At 59.0% G+C, this 19,901-nt stretch carries 18 protein-coding genes and 1 pseudogene; 11 read left to right on the top strand and 8 right to left on the bottom strand.

All coding sequences use genetic code 11. The features are described from left to right. Window positions 1-125: 125 nt before the first annotated feature. Window positions 126-1,736, bottom strand: a complete 1,611-nt coding sequence (locus tag PSH65_RS27600) for an ABC transporter substrate-binding protein (protein ID WP_305423566.1) — start codon at window positions 1,734-1,736, stop codon at window positions 126-128. Between the two features lie 195 nt (window positions 1,737-1,931). On the opposite strand from PSH65_RS27600, the gene PSH65_RS27595 reads away from it, so the two are divergent. Together PSH65_RS27595 and PSH65_RS27590 are read left to right on the top strand one after the other, a co-directional pair. Next, complete coding sequence (locus PSH65_RS27595) at window positions 1,932-2,282, top strand: NIPSNAP family protein (protein WP_105340048.1); 351 nt, start codon at window positions 1,932-1,934, stop codon at window positions 2,280-2,282. 260 nt (window positions 2,283-2,542) lie between these two features. After that, complete coding sequence (locus PSH65_RS27590) at window positions 2,543-2,914, top strand: DUF6124 family protein (RefSeq protein WP_305423565.1); 372 nt, start codon at window positions 2,543-2,545, stop codon at window positions 2,912-2,914. 125 nt (window positions 2,915-3,039) lie between these two features. Here PSH65_RS27590 and PSH65_RS27585 read toward each other — a convergent pair whose 3' ends face one another. Beyond that, window positions 3,040-3,756, bottom strand: a complete 717-nt coding sequence (locus PSH65_RS27585) for an SIMPL domain-containing protein (protein ID WP_305423564.1) — start codon at window positions 3,754-3,756, stop codon at window positions 3,040-3,042. Window positions 3,757-4,077: 321 nt separating this feature from the next. Here PSH65_RS27585 and PSH65_RS27580 point away from each other — a divergent pair, with 321 nt between their 5' ends. The 4 genes and pseudogenes from PSH65_RS27580 (at window position 4,078) to PSH65_RS27565 (ending at window position 8,632) form a co-directional block, all read left to right on the top strand. After that, window positions 4,078-5,340, top strand: coding sequence for an ATP-binding protein (locus PSH65_RS27580; protein WP_305423562.1), 1,263 nt, complete (start codon window positions 4,078-4,080; stop codon window positions 5,338-5,340). After that, window positions 5,333-5,893: a response regulator transcription factor gene (locus tag PSH65_RS27575; RefSeq protein WP_305423561.1), complete on the top strand. Its 561-nt coding sequence runs from the start codon at window positions 5,333-5,335 to the stop codon at window positions 5,891-5,893. Before PSH65_RS27580 ends, PSH65_RS27575 begins: the two co-directional genes overlap by 8 nt. 96 nt (window positions 5,894-5,989) lie before the next feature. Then, a pseudogene (locus PSH65_RS27570) lies at window positions 5,990-7,719 on the top strand (ABC transporter ATP-binding protein/permease). 166 nt (window positions 7,720-7,885) lie between these two features. Further along, window positions 7,886-8,632, top strand: a complete 747-nt coding sequence (locus tag PSH65_RS27565; protein WP_305423559.1) for a FadR/GntR family transcriptional regulator — start codon at window positions 7,886-7,888, stop codon at window positions 8,630-8,632. A 7-nt stretch (window positions 8,633-8,639) separates the two neighbouring features. Here PSH65_RS27565 and PSH65_RS27560 read toward each other — a convergent pair whose 3' ends face one another. The 3 genes from PSH65_RS27560 to PSH65_RS27550 all read right to left on the bottom strand — a co-directional run bounded on the left by PSH65_RS27560 (window position 8,640) and on the right by PSH65_RS27550 (window position 10,922). Further along, the gene (locus PSH65_RS27560; protein WP_305423558.1) at window positions 8,640-8,993 is read right to left on the bottom strand and encodes a hypothetical protein; all 354 of its coding nucleotides are present in this window, start codon (window positions 8,991-8,993) and stop codon (window positions 8,640-8,642) included. 391 nt (window positions 8,994-9,384) lie between these two features. Further along, the gene (locus PSH65_RS27555) at window positions 9,385-9,576 is read right to left on the bottom strand and encodes a hypothetical protein (RefSeq protein ID WP_305423556.1); all 192 of its coding nucleotides are present in this window, start codon (window positions 9,574-9,576) and stop codon (window positions 9,385-9,387) included. A 14-nt stretch (window positions 9,577-9,590) separates the two neighbouring features. After that, complete coding sequence (locus PSH65_RS27550; protein ID WP_305423554.1) at window positions 9,591-10,922, bottom strand: phospholipase; 1,332 nt, start codon at window positions 10,920-10,922, stop codon at window positions 9,591-9,593. Window positions 10,923-11,157: 235 nt separating this feature from the next. On the opposite strand from PSH65_RS27550, the gene kdgD reads away from it, so the two are divergent. From kdgD to PSH65_RS27525, 5 genes are all read left to right on the top strand, one after another. Continuing rightward, window positions 11,158-12,069 carry a 5-dehydro-4-deoxyglucarate dehydratase gene (gene kdgD, locus PSH65_RS27545; protein WP_052965597.1) on the top strand — a complete coding sequence of 304 codons (912 nt, stop codon included), beginning with the start codon at window positions 11,158-11,160 and terminating at the stop codon, window positions 12,067-12,069. Window positions 12,070-12,142: 73 nt separating this feature from the next. Further along, window positions 12,143-13,588, top strand: a complete 1,446-nt coding sequence (locus PSH65_RS27540) for an aldehyde dehydrogenase family protein (RefSeq protein WP_305423551.1) — start codon at window positions 12,143-12,145, stop codon at window positions 13,586-13,588. A 168-nt stretch (window positions 13,589-13,756) separates the two neighbouring features. Beyond that, the gene (locus tag PSH65_RS27535; RefSeq protein ID WP_305423550.1) at window positions 13,757-15,130 is read left to right on the top strand and encodes an MFS transporter; all 1,374 of its coding nucleotides are present in this window, start codon (window positions 13,757-13,759) and stop codon (window positions 15,128-15,130) included. 11 nt (window positions 15,131-15,141) lie between these two features. Then, a complete protein-coding gene (gene garD, locus PSH65_RS27530; RefSeq protein ID WP_305423549.1) occupies window positions 15,142-16,695 on the top strand; it encodes a galactarate dehydratase in 1,554 nt (517 codons plus the stop codon). 185 nt (window positions 16,696-16,880) lie between these two features. Then, window positions 16,881-17,822: an AEC family transporter gene (locus PSH65_RS27525; RefSeq protein WP_305423548.1), complete on the top strand. Its 942-nt coding sequence runs from the start codon at window positions 16,881-16,883 to the stop codon at window positions 17,820-17,822. Between the two features lie 159 nt (window positions 17,823-17,981). On the opposite strand, the gene PSH65_RS27520 is transcribed toward PSH65_RS27525, so the two are convergent. The 3 genes from PSH65_RS27520 to PSH65_RS27510 are packed head-to-tail and all read right to left on the bottom strand — an operon-like array spanning window position 17,982 to window position 19,846. Then, window positions 17,982-18,362 (bottom strand): carboxymuconolactone decarboxylase family protein, encoded by a 381-nt coding sequence (locus tag PSH65_RS27520; protein ID WP_305423547.1) that lies wholly within the window; start codon window positions 18,360-18,362, stop codon window positions 17,982-17,984. Beyond that, window positions 18,359-19,420, bottom strand: a complete 1,062-nt coding sequence (locus PSH65_RS27515) for a calcium/sodium antiporter (RefSeq protein ID WP_305423545.1) — start codon at window positions 19,418-19,420, stop codon at window positions 18,359-18,361. The genes PSH65_RS27520 and PSH65_RS27515 overlap by 4 nt, the downstream gene beginning before the upstream one ends. A 51-nt stretch (window positions 19,421-19,471) precedes the next feature. Continuing rightward, window positions 19,472-19,846, bottom strand: coding sequence for a septal ring lytic transglycosylase RlpA family protein (locus PSH65_RS27510; protein ID WP_305423544.1), 375 nt, complete (start codon window positions 19,844-19,846; stop codon window positions 19,472-19,474). Between the last annotated feature and the right edge of the window lie 55 nt (window positions 19,847-19,901).

Genomic DNA, 19,901 nt, shown 5'->3' with positions numbered 1-19,901 from the left:
TACCTTAATGTCGCATTTGTATAAATGCTGGCGCATTTGACCGTTTGCGCAGGTTTTTTACGGTGCAAATCACGCACCGACAAGGCGCAACCGGGGCGTTTGGTGCACCCGGTTGGAGCCTGGTGTTACTTATTTATACCCACTCCATAGAAGGGAGTAAGGCCGAACGGGCTGATCTTGAAGTCGCTGACTTCCTTGCGCAGGGGCTGGAACACCGTCGAGTTCGCAATCGGTGTAATCGGCACTTGTTGCTTAAGGATTTGCTGTGCGTGTTGGTACAAGTTGACCCGCTGCTGTTTGTCCGTGGACACCTTGGCTTGTTGCACCAGCTTGTCGTAGGCGGGGTCGCACCATTTGGCGTAGTTGCTGCCTTTCACCGCAGCGCAGCTGTACAGCACACCGAGCCAGTTGTCCGGGTCACCGTTGTCGCCGGTCCAGCCGTAGATCATCGCGTCGTGCTCACCATTCTTGGCGCGCTTGATGTATTCGCCCCATTCATAGCTGACGATGTTGGCCTTGATGCCGACTTTCTCCCAATCCTGCTGGATCATCTGTGCCGACATCCGCGCGTTGGGGTTGGAGGCACGTTGCACGGTCATGGCCCACAAATCGATGGTGGTACCGGGCGCAACCCCTGCTTCTTTCAGTAGCGCGCGAGCTTTGGTCGGGTCGTGCGGGGCGTCTTTGATACTCGGGTCGTAGGACCATTGCGCCGGGGGGAGGGCGTTCTGCGCCAGTTGCCCGGCACTCTGGTAGACCGCTTTGATGATCGCCGGTTTATCGATGGCCATGTCCAGGGCCTGACGGACCTTGAGCTGGTCCAGCGGCGGATGGGTCACGTTGTAGGCGAGGAAGCCGAGGTTGAAACCGGCTTGCTTGAGGACTCGCAGATTCGGGTCTTTCTCCATCACTTCGATGTCTGCCGGGCGCGGGTAGCCGCTGACCTGACACTCGCCGGCCTTGAGCTTCTGCAAGCGCACGGCGGCGTCGGGGGTGATCGAGAAAATCAGGCTGTCGAGTTTCACGTCCTCGGGTTTCCAGTAAGCCTTGTTGGCGGCGTAGCGGATCTGCGAGTCCTTTTGATAGCGCTTGAACACGAAGGGGCCGGTGCCGACCGGTTTCTGGTTGAGGTCGGCGGCTTTGCCTTCCTTTAACAGTTGTGCGGCGTATTCGGCGGACTGCACCGAGGCGAAGCTCATGGCGAGGTTTTGCACGAACGCGGCGTCGACGTTGTTCAGGCTGAAGCGCACGGTGTGGTCGTCGAGTTTGTCGATGCTTTTGATCGTGGTGTTCAGGCCCATATCGGTGAAGTACGGCGACTCGGCGGGGTAGGCTTTACGGAAGGCATTCTGCGGATCGAGCAGGCGCTGGAAGGTGAGCAAGACGTCGTCGGCGTTGAAGTCGCGGGTCGGGGTGAAGTAGTCGGTGGTGTGGAATTTCACGCCGTCGCGCAGGTGGAAGGTGTAGCTGAGACCGTCCTTGGACACTTCCCAGCCAGTAGCCAGACCGGGTTCGGCTTCGGTGCCGCCGCGTTTGAATTGGGTGAGGCGGTTGAAGACGGTTTCGGCGGAGGCGTCGAAGTCGGTGCCGCTGGTGTATTGGCTGGGGTCGAAGCCGGCGGGGCTGGCTTCGGAGCAGTAGACCAGGGTGGTGGCGGCTTGGGCGGTTTGTGCCAGTGATGCGGTTGTGGCGAGGGCGAGAGCGAGCAGGAGTGGTTTGACGGTGGTTCTTTCCATGGAGTCCCCGAGGGCGTGGCGGCGGTGTTTTCCTGAGGGTAGCGTTGTTGGCGGGGCGGGCGGAAATATCGTTTTTTGAGGGGGACCCCTCTATCTGGGCATAGTTGATCGGGGGCGAGGCTTGCCCGCGAAGGCGGCAGATCAGCCAGCACATATCCTTAGGCAGGAACTGAAATCCCACATGGAAGATTTGGAATGACTCGAATTGTTGAAATCCTGATGTACACCTTGAAACCGGGATCAGGATTGGATTTCCATCGAATAATGCGGGAAGTAAGCGTTCCGCTTCACTTAAAGGCGGGTATGGATGTTGTTTCTTATGGCGGCTCTTTGCATGACGATGACAGTTATCACTTAATTCGCTCCTACGAGAGCGAGAATCATCGCCAAGCCTCTCAAGATCTTTTTTACTCAAGTACTGATTGGAAGCAAGGTCCGAGAGCAGACATCATCAGTCGGATTGAAGTAAGCACAACGACTGTCATGACGCTCACTCAAGAGGCGATTGATGCTATCAGAGCTTCCCATAAATCTATCCAGAGCTGATGCTCAATGATCGTTCCCACGCTCCCGCGTGGGAATGCCGCCAGGGACGCTCCGCGTTCCGCTTTTGAATGTTTAACGGATGTATCAGAACTCAGACCTTTCCCACGCATTTTTCAGGTTGTCCGTCGGAAGCGGGCTCTCTAGTCTTTGGCTGTCGCTGCAAAACCAGCGACCAGGAGTGGAAACCTGAAATCAGTAGGGCGAAAGCCCTCACGACCATAATGGCAAGTGCTGGCTCCAATTGTGATTAGGAGCTGCAAATGGACGATGATAATTCTGATTCGAACTTTAAAAAAACCAACCCAATCGCCGAAGTCTTGCGCGCCGAAGAGCTACTCAAAGACCGCGAAGCCACAAAGCGCGCGCTTGACTACTACCTCAATCCTCCCAAGCCTTACGCCGCACGACCTCGTCGCCCCAGCACGATGTACTTGGTTGCCCCTGACATGGACACCGAAAGTCTCCTGGCACAAGCCTGCGAGTCATTGGCCTCGGCCAGTGTCCTGGCCAGTGATTTCGCCACGAACCTGATCGGCCCGCAGCACAACACCGTGTTGGCGATTCAACAGATCATCATGCTGGCGGAATTGGCGGTGAATCGGGCGTTGGATAACGTCGATCCGCAGACTTAATTCTGAATCACTGCGATGACGTCCGTGCTTTCACCAGTAAGCCGACAGTCACAACCAGATTCTTCTGGCGCAAAAAAAACGGCGATCACTTCGGTGATCGCCGTTCTTTATACAGGCTTATCGAATCAAGGCATCAACACTTCAATCGCCCCATCCGCCGTCATGCTGACCTGGCTGGTGCCCGCTTCAACTTCCGGGGTCACCGGCGCTGAATCCATGGCCGCGGATTTCATCATCATCGGCCCACGCATGTACGGTTGTGGATAACCGTTGCTGTTGAGGTTCAGGTTGACGATTTTGTAGCTCTTGCCGCCCAGGGCGTCGGTGGCCAGTTGGGCGCGGGACTTGAAGGCGGTCACGGCTTCTTTGAGCAGGGCGTCCTCACTGGCTTTACGGGTTGGGGTGGCGATGGCGAAGTCCATGCCGCCCATTTTCAGGTCGGTGAGCAGTTCGCCGGTGAGTTTGGAGAGGGCGGCGAAGTCCGAGCTTTCCAGGCGCAGTTCGGCGCGCTCACGCCAGCCGGTGATTTTCTGGCCTTTGGTGTCGTAGATCGGGTAGCTGTTGCGGCTGCCCTGGCGCAGGGTGATGTCTTTGACTTCTTTAGCCTGGGCCAGTGCTTTGTTCATGGTGGTGCTGACGTCGGCGGCGAGTTTGGCCGGGTCGGTGTTTTGCTCTTCGGTGTAGAGGGTCACGATCATCAGGTCGCGGGCCACTTCCTGGCTGACTTCGGCGCGCAGGGAGATCTGGTTGTAATGCAGCTCGTCGACGGCCAGGGCCGGGAGGCTGGCGACGGTGCCAACGCTTAAGGCAAGAAGGGCGGCGCTGCGGCGCAATGTGTGCATGAAAAGCTCCTTGGACGGTGCGCAGGGGTTAAGGTCCGAACCTGCGTGAAACCATCAGACTCTAGCTTCAATGATCCGGTTCGCACAGTTACAACTTCTATACAGATCGACCACAGGTGACCGCTGCGCGGTCAATCGCGGGCAAGCCACGCTCCCACAGGGGACGCATTCCAATGTGGGAGCGTGGCTTGCCCGCGATGGCGGCCTTATAGACGCCACAATCCTTTCCGCCATGTGGTCGTTTGCCGCACTTTCGCCTCTCAGGCCCGTGGCTTGGTTATACTCCGTGCGATCCGCCTGGAGCGCTCATCAGGAGAGCTCATGCTCGCCCCCGTTCAAATCACTTCCGCCACTCGCCAGAACCTCTGGCGGCTGACTTTCATCCGCACGCTGGTGCTGGCCGCGCAGGCCGGTTCCGTAGGCCTGGCCTACTGGTTCGACCTGCTGCCGTTGCCGTGGGTGCAACTGGCAATGACCCTGGGTTGTTCGACGCTGCTGTGCGCGTTCACGGCGGTGCGTCTACGCACCTCGTGGCCGGTGACTGAGCTCGAATATGCCCTGCAACTGGCCTGCGACCTGTTTATCCACAGCGCCTTGCTGTACTTTTCCGGCGGCTCGACCAATCCGTTCGTCTCTTATTATCTGGTGCCGCTGACTATCGCTGCCGTTACCTTGCCGTGGCGCTATTCGGTAATTCTGTCGGGTATTGCCTTGGCGCTTTATACGTTGCTGCTGGCGCGGTTCTACCCGCTGGAAACGTTCCCGATCGCCCGGGAGAACCTGCAGATCTACGGCATGTGGCTGAGCTTTGCCCTGGCGGCAGCGGTCATCACGTTCTTCGCCGCCCGCATGGCTGAAGAGCTGCGCCGTCAGGAAGAGCTGCGCGCAATCCGTCGCGAAGAGGGCCTGCGCGACCAGCAATTGCTGGCCGTCGCGACTCAGGCTGCCGGTGCCGCCCATGAACTGGGCACGCCGCTGGCAACCATGAGCGTGTTGCTCAAGGAAATGCGTCAGGACCATCCCGACCCGCTGTTGCAGGACGATTTGAGCGTATTGCAGGATCAGGTCAAACTCTGCAAGGAGACCTTGCAGCAGTTGGTTCGGGCGGCGGAAGCCAACCGTCGCATGGCGGTGGAAATGCAGGATGTCACCGACTGGCTCGACGAAGCGCTCAACCGCTGGCACCTGATGCGCCCTGAAGCCAGCTACCGCTTCCAGCGCCTGGGCCAGGGGACCGTGCCGCGCATGGCGCCGCCGCCGGACCTGACCCAGGCCCTGCTGAATTTGCTGAACAACGCCGCCGATGCCTGCCCCGAAGGCTTGCAAGTGACGCTGGACTGGAATGCCGAGGACCTGACCATCAGCATTCGCGACCATGGCGCCGGTGTGCCACTGGCCATTGCCGAGCAGATTGGCAAACCGTTTTTTACCACCAAGGGCAAAGGTTTCGGCCTGGGCCTGTTTTTGAGCAAGGCCAGCGTGACACGCGCCGGCGGCTCAGTGAAACTCTACAGTCATGAGGAAGGCGGCACGCTCACCGAGCTGCGCTTGCCCCGTGTCGCCCGAGGAGACGAACATGAGTGACGAGATCCAAGTCGAAGGCGAAGAACTGCCGCATTTGCTGCTGGTAGACGACGACGCAACCTTCACCCGCGTAATGGCCCGCGCCATGGCCCGCCGTGGTTTTCGCGTGAGTACCGCAGGTTCCGCCGAAGAAGGCCTGATCATCGCCCAGGCGGACATCCCGGATTACGCCGCGCTGGACCTGAAGATGGACGGCGACTCAGGCCTGGTGTTGCTGCCCAAGCTGCTCGAACTCGATCCGGACATGCGCGTGGTGATCCTCACCGGTTACTCGAGCATTGCCACCGCCGTCGAGGCGATCAAGCGCGGCGCCTGCAATTACCTGTGCAAACCGGCGGACGCCGATGACGTGCTGGCCGCGTTGCTCTCCGAGCACGCCGACCTCGACACCCTGGTGCCGGAGAACCCGATGTCGGTGGACCGTCTCCAGTGGGAGCACATCCAGCGCGTATTGACCGAGCACGAAGGCAACATCTCCGCCACCGCCCGCGCCCTGGGCATGCACCGCCGCACGCTGCAGCGCAAACTGCAGAAGCGCCCGGTCCGTCGCTGAACGGACGCTGAACGATTATCGCCAGCCCTCGCGATAACACGAACCGATCATTTATGATCGGCTCGTGTGTGTTCTTTTCTTTATCGAGCCTTATCCATGAATCAGAACGCTGAGTATTCCGCGGTCAACGATGCTGTGCGCGGGCAGTTTTTTCGCAAAGTCTGGGCGATGATCACGCCTTACTGGCGCAGTGAAGAGAAGGGCAAGGCCTGGACGCTGCTGATCGCGGTGATTGCGTTGTCACTGATCAGCGTGGGCATCTCGGTGTGGTTCAACACCTGGTACAAGGATTTTTACAATGCGCTGCAGCAAAAGGATGAGGCCGCGTTCTGGCGGCTGATTCTGTATTTCTGCGGGATTGCGGCGGTGGCGATTGTCGGTGCCGTCTACCGGCTCTACCTGACCCAGATGCTGACCATCCGTTGGCGGGCATGGCTCACGGAAAAGCATTTCGCCCGCTGGCTCGGCAACAAGAATTACTACCAGCTGGAACAGGGCGGTTACACCGATAACCCGGACCAGCGGATTTCCGAAGACCTCAACAACTTCACCTCGAACACCCTGGAGCTGGGCATTGGTTTGCTTCGCAACATTGTCAGCGCCTGGTGTCGTTCTCGATCATTTTGTGGGGCGTGTCGGGCAGTATCGAAGTATGGGGTTTTACCATTCCCGGCTACATGTTCTGGTGTGTGCTGGTCTATGCCGTGATCGGTAGCTGGCTGACGCATCTGATCGGCCGCCGTTTGATCGGCCTGAATAACCAGCAACAACGTTTCGAAGCCGACCTGCGTTTCTCTATGGTGCGGATTCGCGAAAATGCCGAGAGCATTGCGCTGTACAACGGCGAGCCCAATGAAAATCGTCGCTTGAACAGTCGCTTCGGGATGGTCTGGCATAACTTCTGGGACATCATGAAGGTGTCCAAACGACTGACTTTCTTCACCGCCGGTTACAGTCAGGCTGCCATCATCTTTCCGTTCATAGTCGCTTCGCCGCGTTACTTGTCCGGCAAGATCGAACTTGGCGAGCTGATGCAAATCAGCTCGGCGTTCGGCAACGTGCAGGAAAGTTTCAGCTGGTTTATCAGTGCGTACCAGAGCCTTGCCTCCTGGCGCGCCACCTGTGATCGACTGCTGAGTTTCCGTCAGGCCATGACCGACAATGAAGAGCGTGCACCAGCCATTGACGTCCAGAATCAAGGTGATGCGTTGAAGGTGCATAACCTTGGCCTCGACCTCGCTGACGGTCGTCATCTGCTGACTAACGCCGACATGACGGTGGAGGAGGGCGAGCGCGTCATGCTCAGCGGTCGTTCCGGCAGCGGCAAATCGACGTTGCTGCGGGCGATGGGGCACCTTTGGCCGGCCGGCCACGGCAGCATCCGCCTGCCAACAGGGCGTTATCTGTTCCTGCCGCAAAAACCCTATTTGCCGATTGGCACCTTGCGCGAGGCGCTGAGTTATCCACAACCCGGCGACACCTACCCGCGCGAGCGTTATGCCCACGTGCTGGAAACCTGCCGCTTGCCGCACCTGGTTTCGCGTCTGGATGAAGCCAATCACTGGCAGCGCATGCTTTCGCCCGGTGAGCAGCAACGTTTGGCCTTCGCCCGTGCGCTGCTTTATGCGCCGCAATGGCTGTACATGGACGAAGCGACTTCGGCGATGGACGAAGAGGATGAGGCGTCGTTGTATCAGGCGTTGATCGATGAATTGCCGGGCTTGAGCATTGTCAGCGTCGGGCATCGCAGTAGCCTGAAACGTTTCCATCCTCGGCATGTGCGCATCGAGAATGGCCATCTGGTGGACCAAACCGTGACCGCCTGAACCTGTGGGAGCGTGGCTTGCCCGCGATGGCCTTAATGCGGTTTACCTGACGAACCGCGTTATCGTTCATCGCGGGCAAGCCACGCTCCCACAGGTCAACGGTGATCGTACAACCGTGTTGAGCTATGATGCGGATTCAGCCGAATTTTCGAGACAGACGTTCACCATGGAAAACCCGATCGACGCACCTCGCCTCCCTCGCAAGCGGCGCAGCCTCGCACAGGAATTGGTCACGGTGTTATCCGAGCAGATCCGCGACGGTCAGCTCAAGCGTGGCGACAAGCTGCCCACCGAATCGGCGATCATGGATGCCCATGGCGTCAGCCGCACCGTGGTGCGCGAAGCGATTTCCCGTTTGCAGGCCGCCGGGCAAGTGGAAACCCGTCACGGCATCGGCACCTTCGTGCTCGATACCCCCAGCCCAAGCGGTTTCCGTATCGACCCGGCCACCGTGGTCACCCTGCGCGATGTGCTGGCGATTCTGGAATTGCGCATCAGCCTGGAAGTGGAATCCGCCGGCCTTGCCGCGCAACGTCGCAGCCCTGAGCAGTTGGCGTTGATGCGAGCGGCGCTGGACGCGCTGAATGAAAGCGCCTCCCACGCCAGCGATGCGGTGGCTTCGGATTTCCAGTTCCACCTGCAAATCGCTCTGGCCACCGGCAACCGCTACTTCACCGACATCATGACCCACCTGGGTACCAGCATCATTCCGCGCACGCGCCTTAATTCCGCGCGTCTGGCCCATGATGATCAACAGCACTACATGAGTCGTCTGAGTCGCGAGCATGAAGAGATTTACGACGCAATTGCCCGCCAGGATTCCGATGCGGCGCGGGCCGCGATGCGGTTGCATCTGACGAATAGTCGCGAGCGGTTGCGCCAGGCCCATGAAGAGGCGCAGGCGCAGCGTTGATTATGTCTTATTTTTCTAGTTTCACGAGCAGGTCAGGAGAGAGAGCCGTGTTACCGGATGCACTGGTCACGCTGTACCGCAGTGTGGCGGTAGCGTCTGGGGTCAGGTTCTTTTCGAAGATGTTTTTCGGGATATCGAAAACGATAAGGCTTCCGACTAAGGCTTGGGTCAGTATGATCAAGTGTGTCCAGGAGTTGCCGGTAGAGGTTTGTACCGTAAATTCGACTTTGTCCCCTACAGTCGCATTTGCATACGGCGGAACCTCACCATGTGCCGGATCTATCAGGTTATCAACGAAAAGCACGCTTTTGATGGCTTCTCGAAGCTGTGGAGCAGATAAAGTTTTCAGTTGTGCAGTCATGATCAAAATCCCTTTAACAATGAATCGAACCGTTTAATAAACGCGATTTTGCATGCAACGTTGACGGAGCCGGTTCGTTAACTCCTGAGCCATTTAGGCTGAGGCAGCAGGGAGCGGGCTACTGTTAGAAATAACAGTTTCGACGAATGGCATGTGTGGGCATTTCAGAACAAGACTCCCGCCTGGGCGGTCGCAAAGTGTGAGGCAGAGCATCAGGTGCATGAAGCGGGTTCAGGTTTTCTGATTGAGGTGATTTCTTGCCTGACAGATAGCCATCGCGGGTAAGCCCGGCTCCCACAGGTTTTGTGTCGATCACAATAGTGTGAACACATACAGAACCTGTGGGAGCCGGGCTTGCCCGCGATGGGGTCAGTAGCCATCAATTAATCTTTCAGATTGTCTTCAAAATTCCCCGATCCACCCTCACCGCCAACTCAGCAGCCCCAGGTTTGGCATCGAAAACCGCATGCCCGCGTTCATCCACAACCGCCCGGGCAATCGGCAAGCCCTTCGACAGCAATTCCAGCGGCGCACCTTTCAGCGATTGCCCCGAAGCCAGTTCCAGTTTCAGTTTGATAGTCATCAGTGATCTCCTTATCAGGCATTGGCCGCTGAATTCAGCGCGCCGGTTGGTTGGTAGTCCTTGAGCAGCAGGTAAGTGCTCCAACCCCACCAATCATCAACGGTGGCGGTATCGTTCAAGTTGTTGACGTCCTTGCGCCGCAACACCTTGTTGCCCTCGACCTTGAACAGTGGCGAGAAATTGCCTGCCGGGTTCAGTACTGCTTGCAGGTCGGGCAGTCTTTTCAAAGCAGCGAAGCTGCCGGCCGATGGAGCGGTGCCACCGAGGTACGCCGCGAACACTTCATCCGCCGACACCTGAACCGCTTGATTCACCTGAGCGCGATTGGCGCTGTCGATGGCGTCGAAGTAGCGCTTGTCGCCGTAGGCGTGCCAGCGATCGCCGTTGCCATTGCTCACGTTGAGGCCGAACTTGCTGTCTTCATCGTGCATGAAACGGGTAATCAACGAACCGAGATCACTGGGCGTGACCACCGCCGCCAACTGTTTGCGCGGTACTCGCAGGTGACCGGCGGAATACAGGTCGGTCAGGTAGTGATCGGCAAAAGCGTTCATCGCATAGGCCTGCTCCAACTGCTTTTCATCGCCGCTGTTGTGGGCCAGCACCGCATGTTGCAGCGCTGCCGTGTGCCCGGCGATGTAAGCCAGCAACGCCCATTCGGCAAAGTGGTCGGCATTGTTGGCGGCCAGTTTCAGATAACGCCCCAAAGGGAACAGTGCCGAGACGAAGCTGCCGCCGCCGGTGATTTTGTTCCACTCTTCCGACAACGTATCACCCAAGGCGTCATAAGCCTCATGCGGCTGTTTACCGTCCCTGATCGCTTGATTGATGGCGGCGATTTCCTTCTGCATGACGCCGAGGATCAACTTCGCCTCGGCGTTTGAGGCCGGCAGTACCGCCAGGGAGTTGAAGGCGTTGGTAAAACGCTGGATTCGGTCCGCCGCTGTTGCGCCTTCGCAGATCGGTTGATCGGGAATTCCATAAAAATCACCCCCCAGTGCAATCACTTGCCCATAGGTCAATGCCAGGCCATTGGGCAGGTGCAACTCCACCTGTGAGGCCGGTATGGCAGGTGCATCCTTGACGAAACGCAGCAGGGTGCTGTCGCCGATAGCGGTATGTTCTGCACCCTCAAACCTCAACTGGGGCGCGCCTTTCAGCGCATTTTTTGGTGGCGTCGGCGGCAGGCCTTGATGCTGATGTTTGGGGCCGTGATGGCTGCCGGCGGTGAGCTTAAGCGTGTCGCCATTGCCAGAAAAGGCGATGCCGTGCCCGGTAAAAAGATCATCCAGATCGGCAATGACCTGTCGGGTATTTTCCTTCGATTGTGCGTGTAGACCTGACATTTCTAGCTCCTTGATATGTCGTAGGTAGAGTCAAATTTAACTGTATGTATATACAGTTATCTGGATCATAGATGAGAACTTTCCTACGTCAAGGAATTACTTTTTCCGACGCAAATGTTGAGGTCCGCGATGAAATGCTGTTGACGGTTGTATTTTAAGTTGTACGATGACCTACAACTTCGGCGAAAGCTGAACAGTTTTCTCACACAAACGTTGCTACCAGGGTGTTCGAATAATGAATCCACAAGAACTGAAGTCCATCCTCTCTTCCGGCCTGCTGTCGTTCCCGGTCACCGACTTCAATGCTCAGGGCGATTTCCATCGCGCGGGCTACATCAAGCGTCTCGAATGGCTGGCCCCATACGGCGCCTCGGCATTGTTCGCCGCGGGCGGCACCGGTGAGTTCTTCTCTCTGGCGGCCAGCGAATATTCGGAAATCATCAAGACTGCCGTCGACACCTGCGCTACCAGCGTGCCGATCCTGGCCGGTGTTGGCGGTTCGACTCGTCAAGCTATCGAATACGCTCAGGAAGCCGAGCGTCTGGGCGCCAAAGGCCTGTTGCTGCTGCCGCACTACCTGACCGAAGCCAGCCAGGACGGTGTTGCCGACCACGTTGAAGCGGTATGCAAATCGGTAAAAATTGGCGTGGTGGTTTACAACCGCAACGTCTGCCGCCTGACCGCTCCTTTGCTGGAACGTCTGGCCGAGCGCTGCCCGAACCTGATTGGTTACAAGGATGGCCTGGGCGATATCGAGTTGATGGTGTCGATCCGTCGCCGCCTCGGTGATCGCTTCAGCTACCTGGGTGGTCTGCCGACCGCCGAAGTCTACGCCGCGGCCTACAAGGCTTTGGGCGTACCGGTTTACTCCTCGGCGGTGTTCAACTTCATCCCGAAAACCGCGATGGATTTCTATCACGCCATCGCTCGTGAAGATCACGCCACTGTCGGCAAGATCATCGACGACTTCTTCCTGCCGTACCTGGACATCCGTAACCGCAAGGCCGGTTACGCCGTGAGCATCGTCAAGGCCGGGGCGAAAATCGCAGGCTTCGACGCAGGTCCTGTGCGTGCGCCGTTGACCGATCTGACGGGCGAAGAGTACGAAATGCTCGCCGCGCTGATCGACAAGCAAGGTGCGCAATAACACTCGATAAAACCTGGGCCGCTGAGCAATCAGCGGCTTTTTGCGTGAGGACTTCTTTTAAAAGGGGCAGCCCGTGGCAGATACAAAGCGTTTCGATAACTACATCAACGGCGAATGGGTGGCGGGCAGTGATTACTGCGCCAACATCAACCCGTCCGAGCTGACCGATACCATCGGCGACTACGCCAAGGCCGATCTGGCTCAGGTCCACGCCGCCATCGACGCCGCTCGCGCCGCGTTCCCGGCCTGGTCCACTTCGGGCATTCAGGCGCGTCACGATTCACTGGATAAAGTCGGTACTGAAATCCTCGCTCGTCGCGAAGAGCTCGGCACTTTGCTGGCCCGGGAAGAAGGCAAGACCCTGCCCGAAGCCATCGGCGAAGTGACTCGCGCCGGTAATATTTTCAAGTTCTTCGCCGGTGAATGCCTGCGCCTGTCCGGCGATTACCTGCCGTCGGTGCGTCCGGGTGTGAACGTTGAAGTCACTCGCGAAGCGTTGGGTGTGGTCGGACTGATCACCCCGTGGAATTTCCCGATTGCGATCCCTGCGTGGAAAATCGCTCCGGCCCTGGCCTACGGCAACTGCGTCGTGCTGAAGCCTGCTGATCTGGTGCCGGGTTGCGCCTGGGCGCTGGCGGAAATCATCTCTCGCGCAGGCTTCCCGGCCGGCGTGTTCAACCTGGTGATGGGCAGCGGTCGCGTGGTTGGCGATGCGCTGGTGCAGAGCCCGAAAGTCGACGGCATCAGCTTCACCGGTTCCGTGGGCGTGGGTCGTCAGATCGCTGTCAGCTGCGTATCGCGCCAGGCCAAGGTTCAGCTGGAAATGGGCGGCAAGAACCCGCAGATCATTCTGGATGACGCCGACCTCAAGCAAGCGGTCGAGCTGTCGGTACAGAGCGCGTTCTATTCCACCGGCCAGCGTTGCACCGCGTCGAGCCGCTTCATCGTCACCGCCGGGATTCACGACCAGTTCGTCGAAGCCATGGCCGAGCGCATGAAGTCGATCAAGGTCGGTCACGCGCTGAAAAGTGGTACCGATATCGGTCCGGTGGTTTCCCAAGCTCAGCTTGAACAAGACATGAAGTACATCGACATCGGCCAGTCCGAAGGTGCGCGTCTGGTCAGTGGCGGTGGTCTGGTGACCTGCGACACGGAAGGCTACTTCCTCGCCCCGACGCTGTTTGCCGACAGCGAAGCTGCGATGCGCATCAGCCGCGAAGAGATCTTCGGCCCGGTGGCCAATATCGTTCGCGTGGCTGATTACGAGGCGGCGCTGGAAATGGCCAACGACACCGAGTTCGGCCTGTCGGCGGGCATCGCTACCACGTCGTTGAAGTACGCTAACCACTTCAAACGCCACTCCCAGGCCGGGATGGTGATGGTCAACCTGCCGACCGCCGGCGTGGATTACCACGTTCCGTTCGGTGGGCGTAAAGGTTCATCCTATGGATCACGTGAGCAAGGTCGCTATGCGCAAGAGTTCTACACGGTCGTAAAAACTGCCTACATCGGTTCCTGATACACCGCAGTACCTGTGGGAGCTGGCTTGCCTGCGATAGCATCACCGCGTTGAGACTGACACTGCGTGGTGCCTGCATCGCGGGCAAGCCCGGCTCCCACAAAAGCCAGATACGACAAAAAAATTGTTATTACCCGCATAAAAATAATCAGTGGGAGTACATCTACAATGCAATCGACCAAGCCGACTCACGTCCGCTATTTGATCCTGCTCATGCTGTTTCTGGTGACCACGATCAACTATGCCGACCGGGCCACCATCGCAATCGCCGGCTCCAGCCTGCAAAAAGACCTCGGCATCGACGCGGTCACCCTCGGCTATATCTTTTCCGCATTCGGTTGGGCCTACGTGGCCGGGCAAATTCCCGGTGGCTGGCTGCTGGACCGTTTCGGTTCAAAAAAAATCTACGCCCTGAGCATCTTCACCTGGTCGCTGTTCACCGTGCTGCAAGGCTATGTCGGTGAATTCGGGCTTTCCACCGCCGTCGTCGCGCTGTTCATGCTGCGCTTTTTGGTGGGCCTGGCCGAAGCGCCATCCTTCCCCGGTAACGCACGCATCGTGGCGGCCTGGTTCCCGACCGCTGAACGCGGTACCGCCTCGGCGATCTTCAACTCGGCGCAATATTTCGCCACCGTGTTGTTCGCGCCGCTGATGGGCTGGATCGTCTATAGCTTCGGCTGGCAGCATGTGTTCATCGTCATGGGCGTGATCGGCATCGTCTTCTCGGGGATCTGGCTGAAGGTGATCTACAGCCCGCGCCAACACCCGATGATCAACGACGCCGAGTTCAAACACATCGCCGACAACGGCGGCATGGTCGACATGGACCAGGACAAAGGCAAAGGCAAAGGCAAAAAGGGCGACGGTCCGAAGTGGGACTACATCCGCCAACTGCTCACCAACCGCATGATGCTCGGCGTGTATCTGGGCCAATACTGCATCAACGGCATCACTTACTTCTTCCTCACCTGGTTCCCGGTGTATCTGGTGCAGGAGCGCGGCATGACCATCCTCAAGGCCGGTTTCATTGCCTCGCTGCCGGCAATCTGCGGGTTTATCGGTGGTGTGCTTGGCGGGGTGATTTCCGATTACCTGCTGCGCAAAGGTCACTCGCTGACGTTCGCCCGCAAGGCGCCGATCATCGCTGGCTTGCTGGTTTCCAGTAGCATCGTGGCTTGCAACTATGTGGACGTTGAATGGATGGTCGTCGGCTTCATGGCCCTGGCGTTCTTCGGCAAAGGCGTGGGTGCGTTGGGCTGGGCGGTGGTGTCCGACACCTCGCCGAAACAGATCGCGGGTCTCAGCGGTGGTCTGTTCAACACCTTCGGCAACATCGCGTCGATCACCACGCCGATCGTTATCGGTTACATCATCAGCTCCACCGGCTCGTTCAAATGGGCGCTGGTGTTCGTCGGTTGCAACGCGCTGGTAGCAGTCTTCAGCTATCTGGTGATCGTTGGCCCGATCAAGCGTGTGGTCCTCAAAGAGCCGCCTGTCAGCGGTCCTGAAACCAACAATAAGTTATCTGAAGCGCATTCCTGAGGAGCGGCGTCATGCAGTTGATTGAACATTCCGACTCGCCGCGCTACATCCGCCTGCACGAGCGGGACAATGTGGTGATCGTAGTCAACGATCAGGGCGTGCCGGCCGGCACTGAATTCCCCGATGGCCTGGTCACCGTGGATTTTGTGCCGCAGAGCCACAAGGTCACTCTCGAGGACATTCCCGAAGGCGGCCAGGTGATTCGTTACGGCCAGACCATCGGTTACGCATTGCAGCCGATTCCGCGTGGCAGCTGGGTCAAGGAAGATCAACTGCGCATGCCCACCGCACCACCGCTGGACAGCCTGCCGCTGTCCACCGAAGTGCCGACCGCGCAGGCACCGCTGGAAGGCTTCACCTTCGAGGGTTATCGCAACGCCGACGGCACCGTCGGCACGCGCAACATTCTGGGCATCACCACCACCGTGCAGTGCGTTACCGGGGTGCTGGACCATGCGGTGAAACGCATCAAGGACGAGTTGCTGCCCAAGTACCCGAACGTCGATGACGTGGTGGCGCTGACCCACAGTTACGGCTGCGGCGTGGCGATCACCGCCACCGACGCGTACATCCCGATTCGCACCGTGCGCAACCTGGCGCGCAACCCGAACCTGGGTGGTGAAGCGCTGGTGATTAGCCTGGGCTGCGAGAAGTTGCAGGCCGGGCAGGTGATGCACGAGAACGACAGTTCGGTGGATTTGAGCGAGCCGTGGTTGTACCGCCTGCAGGATTCCAGCCACGGTTTCACCGAGATGATCGAGCAGATCATGGCGCTGGCTGAAACCCGCTTGAAGAAGCTCGATCTGCGCCGCCGGGAAACCGTGCCGGCGTCCGAGCTGATCCTCGGCATGCAGTGCGGTGGCAGCGATGCGTTCTCTGGCATCACTGCCAACCCGGCGCTCGGCTATGCCTCAGACCTGTTGTTGCGGGCGGGGGCGACGGTGATGTTTTCCGAAGTCACTGAAGTGCGTGATGCGATTTACCTGCTGACGTCCCGTGCCGAAACCGAGGAAGTGGCTCAGGAACTGGTGCGGGAAATGGACTGGTACGACCGTTACCTGGCCAAGGGTGAAGCGGATCGCAGTGCCAATACCACACCGGGGAACAAGAAGGGCGGGTTGTCGAATATTGTCGAGAAGTCCCTGGGCTCGATCGTTAAATCCGGCAGTAGCGCGATCAATGGGGTGCTCGGCCCTGGCGAGCGCTTTAAGCGCAAAGGGCTGATTTTCTGCGCGACCCCGGCCAGTGATTTTGTCTGCGGGACGTTGCAGTTGGCGGCGGGGATGAACCTGCATGTGTTCACCACCGGGCGGGGTACGCCTTATGGGTTGGCGATGGCACCGGTGGTGAAGGTGTCGACCCGGACCGAATTGGCGCAACGCTGGCCGGACCTGATCGACATTGATGCCGGGCGGATTGCGACCGGGCGAGCTTCGATCGAGGACCTCGGCTGGGAATTGTTCCACTACTACCTGGACGTGGCCAGCGGCAAGAAACAGACGTGGGCGGAGCAGCATAAGCTGCATAACGACATCACCTTGTTCAACCCGGCGCCTATCACGTAAGACGGCGTTATCGTTCGTCGCGGGCAAGCCCGCTCCCACAGTGATCTTCGGGGTTCACACAATTTGTGCAACAAAGAAGCACCCTGTGGGAGCGGGCTTGCCCGCGATGGCGATCTACCAGACGGCAGGGGACATGGTGGCTTATCATTAGCCCCCTAACGACGCCCACCCAAGGTTCCCCCGGCATGCTGGCTATCTTCCTCGAAACCCTGAACATCACCGCGCCGGTGTTTGCCATGCTGTTTCTGGGGGCGCTGCTCAAGCGCATCGACTGGATCAACGACAACTTCATTCATACCGCGTCGGCCCTGGTGTTCAACGTCACCATGCCGGCGTTGCTGTTTCTGGGCATCTTGCATGCCGACCTGCATGCCGCGCTGCAACCGGCGCTGCTGATCTACTTCTCGGTCGCGACGCTGGCGTGCTTTGCGATTGCCTGGGGCTGGGCGATCTGGAAATGCCCGCGGGAAGACCGAGGCATCTATACCCAAGGCGCTTTCCGTGGCAACAACGGCGTTATCGGTCTGGCCCTGGCGGCGAGTATGTACGGCGACTACGGGATTTCCCTCGGGGCCATTCTTGCAGCGTTGGTGATCCTGTTTTACAACACGCTTTCGACCATCGTACTGGCGGTCTACAGCCCGGTGATCAAGTCTGACCCGTGGAGTATCTGCAAAAGCGTGATGGTCAACCCGTTGATCATCAGCGTGTTTGCGGCGGCGCCGTTTGCGTATTTCAAGATCGGTTTGCCGGGGTGGCTGGAGACGTCCGGCCAGTACCTGGCACAAACCACTTTGCCATTGGCATTGATCTGCATCGGTGGCACGTTGTCGCTGGCGGCGATGCGCAAAAGCGGGCCGACGGCGCTCAGTTCAAGCCTGATGAAGATGATCGGCCTGCCGGTGCTGGCGACGCTTGGCGCCTGGCTCTGGGGTTTTCGCGGGGCGGAATTGGGGATTCTGTTTCTGTACTTCGGCAGCCCGACTGCAGCGGCCAGTTTTGTCATGGCCCGGCAGGCCAACGGTAATCATGAACTGGCGGCGGCGATCATCGTGATTACCACGCTGATGGCGGCGGTCACCACCAACGTCGGGATTTTTTTGTTGCAGTGGGGTGGGTGGATTTAGCCTCGGCATTTGCGGTGGCTTCCAGGGCCTCATCGCGGGCAAGCCCGCTCCCACAGTGATCTTTGGTGTTCACACAATTTGTGCAATAAAGGAGATCCCCTGTAGGGGAGCGGGCTTGCCCGCGATGGCGATAGTCCTGCCAGCACAAATGTCTGCTTGTTACTCGGGCTTTTGGTAGCTGTCGATCACTTCCTGCGCCGCCCGAAACGCATCAATCGCCGCCGGCACGCCGGCATACACCGCGCAATGCAGCAGCGCCTCGCGAATTTCTTCCACGGTGCAGCCGTTGTTCAGCGCGCCACGCACATGGCCTTTCAATTCTTGCGGGCACTTCAAGGCGGTCAGCGCGGCGAGGGTGATCAGGCTGCGGGTTTTCAGCGGCAGACCTTCGCGATTCCACACACCGCCCCAGGCGTGTTCATTGACGAAGTCCTGCAACGGTTGGGTGAACTCAGTGGCGTTGCCCAAGGCGCGGTCGACGAAGGCGTCGCCCATTACTTGGCGGCGGACTTCAACCCCAGGCTTGTTATCAGTGCTCATGGCAATTCCCTCTTATGGTGTTGGCGACGCCAGGCGCGCAGCGACGTGAACAGCAAAAACGCCCCCAGCGCCGGCAGGACGAAAAACAGCATCAGGTGTTCAAGCTTGCCGGCCAGCGGCATGCCGGTGGTGAACGACACCACGTGCAGTCCATAGGCCAGGTACAAACCCAAAAACAGCAGACCTTCGGCGCGCGTCACCCGGTAGCCGGAATAGAACACGGGCAGGCACAGCACCGCGACACCAAGCATTACCGGCAGGTCGAAATCCAGGGCGTTCGGCGAGACTGACAGCGGCGACGGCGCGATCAATGCGGTCAGCCCGAGTACACCCAGGAGGTTGAGCAGGTTGCTGCCGATCACGTTGCCCACCGCGATGTCCCGCTGACCGCGCAACGCGGCGATCAACGAAGTGGCCAACTCCGGCAGGGACGTGCTGACGGCAACGATGGTCAGACCGATGATCCGCTCCGACAAGCCCAGGTCGGTCGCGACCGCCACTGCGGCGCCGAGCAGCAAGTGCCCGGCGAACACCAGCATCGCCAGACCGGCGACGATCATTAGCAGGCTGCTGAACCACGGTGCCTGCGGCGCTTCATGAGCCGCCGATGGCGGACGGGCCGAGTGCCGTGACTGACGCAGCAGCAAGCCCAGATACAGTGCCAGCGCTATCAGCAGCATCACGCCGTCGGCCCGAGTCAGTTCTTCATTCCACGCCAGTACGAACACCAGCAGGCTGGCGCCGATCATCAATGGAATATCCAGGCGCACCAATTGCCGCGAAACCCGCAGCGGAATTATCAGCGCCGAGAGCCCTAGGGTGACGAGGATGTTGAAGATGCTGCTGCCGATCACGCTGCCGACGGCAATGTCGGCGTTTTGCGCCAGGGTGGCTTGCAGGCTGACCGCCATCTGCGGTGCGCTGCTGCCGAGGGCCACGATGGTCAGGCCGATGATCAGCGGCCGCACATGCAGTCGCGCGGCCAGACGTACGGCGGCGCGTACCATCAGTTCGGCGCCGGCGATCAGTAAAAACAGACCGCTGAACAATTCAATCACGCTGATCAGGGGTAAATCGGCCAGTCCGAAAATAGTCAGCGCTCCGTCTAATCAGTCGTCGAGGGCTTGCACGCGAACTTTCGCGGTGCCACTGCGCAGCATGCCCAACCGTTCGGCCGCTTCACGGGACACGTCGATCAGGCGCCCACGGGAGTACGGCCCACGGTCGTTGATGCGTACCACGCAGGATCTGTCGTTATTCAGGTTGGTAATCTTCACCCGGGTGCCGAACGGCAACTGGCGATGGGCGGCGGTCAGGCCATGCTGGTTGAAACGCTCGCCGCTGGCGGTGCGTTTGCCATGATGCTTGGCACCGTAATACGAAGCCGTGCCGGTCTTGTCGTAACCGTGTGGATCGACGGTATCGGTACTGGCACAACCGGCCAGCAGAGAGAGCAGGGCGCAGGCGCTGAGCAGACGTTTCATAGAAGGTATCCCGGATACAAATGTGAGAGCGGGCTTTTGTGGCGAGGGGGCAAGC

This window comes from Pseudomonas sp. FP603 (assembly GCF_030687415.1).
GTDB lineage: Bacteria > Pseudomonadota > Gammaproteobacteria > Pseudomonadales > Pseudomonadaceae > Aquipseudomonas > Aquipseudomonas wuhanensis.
Note: the sequence above shows the minus strand (reverse complement) of the source record. Positions and strands in the feature narration are given on the sequence as shown.

Bases quoted from the DNA above. Each gene is read 5' to 3' on its own strand.
- PSH65_RS27600 (WP_305423566.1), bottom strand. From the start codon at position 1,736: ATGGAAAGAACCACCGTCAAACCACTCCTGCTCGCTCTCGCCCTCGCC.
- PSH65_RS27595 (WP_105340048.1), top strand. From the start codon at position 1,932: ATGACTCGAATTGTTGAAATCCTGATGTACACCTTGAAACCGGGATCA.
- PSH65_RS27590 (WP_305423565.1), top strand. From the start codon at position 2,543: ATGGACGATGATAATTCTGATTCGAACTTTAAAAAAACCAACCCAATC.
- PSH65_RS27585 (WP_305423564.1), bottom strand. From the start codon at position 3,756: ATGCACACATTGCGCCGCAGCGCCGCCCTTCTTGCCTTAAGCGTTGGC.
- PSH65_RS27580 (WP_305423562.1), top strand. From the start codon at position 4,078: ATGCTCGCCCCCGTTCAAATCACTTCCGCCACTCGCCAGAACCTCTGG.
- PSH65_RS27575 (WP_305423561.1), top strand. From the start codon at position 5,333: ATGAGTGACGAGATCCAAGTCGAAGGCGAAGAACTGCCGCATTTGCTG.
- PSH65_RS27565 (WP_305423559.1), top strand. From the start codon at position 7,886: ATGGAAAACCCGATCGACGCACCTCGCCTCCCTCGCAAGCGGCGCAGC.
- PSH65_RS27560 (WP_305423558.1), bottom strand. From the start codon at position 8,993: ATGACTGCACAACTGAAAACTTTATCTGCTCCACAGCTTCGAGAAGCC.
- PSH65_RS27555 (WP_305423556.1), bottom strand. From the start codon at position 9,576: ATGACTATCAAACTGAAACTGGAACTGGCTTCGGGGCAATCGCTGAAA.
- PSH65_RS27550 (WP_305423554.1), bottom strand. From the start codon at position 10,922: ATGTCAGGTCTACACGCACAATCGAAGGAAAATACCCGACAGGTCATT.
- kdgD (WP_052965597.1), top strand. From the start codon at position 11,158: ATGAATCCACAAGAACTGAAGTCCATCCTCTCTTCCGGCCTGCTGTCG.
- PSH65_RS27535 (WP_305423550.1), top strand. From the start codon at position 13,757: ATGCAATCGACCAAGCCGACTCACGTCCGCTATTTGATCCTGCTCATG.
- garD (WP_305423549.1), top strand. From the start codon at position 15,142: ATGCAGTTGATTGAACATTCCGACTCGCCGCGCTACATCCGCCTGCAC.
- PSH65_RS27525 (WP_305423548.1), top strand. From the start codon at position 16,881: ATGCTGGCTATCTTCCTCGAAACCCTGAACATCACCGCGCCGGTGTTT.
- PSH65_RS27520 (WP_305423547.1), bottom strand. From the start codon at position 18,362: ATGAGCACTGATAACAAGCCTGGGGTTGAAGTCCGCCGCCAAGTAATG.
- PSH65_RS27510 (WP_305423544.1), bottom strand. From the start codon at position 19,846: ATGAAACGTCTGCTCAGCGCCTGCGCCCTGCTCTCTCTGCTGGCCGGT.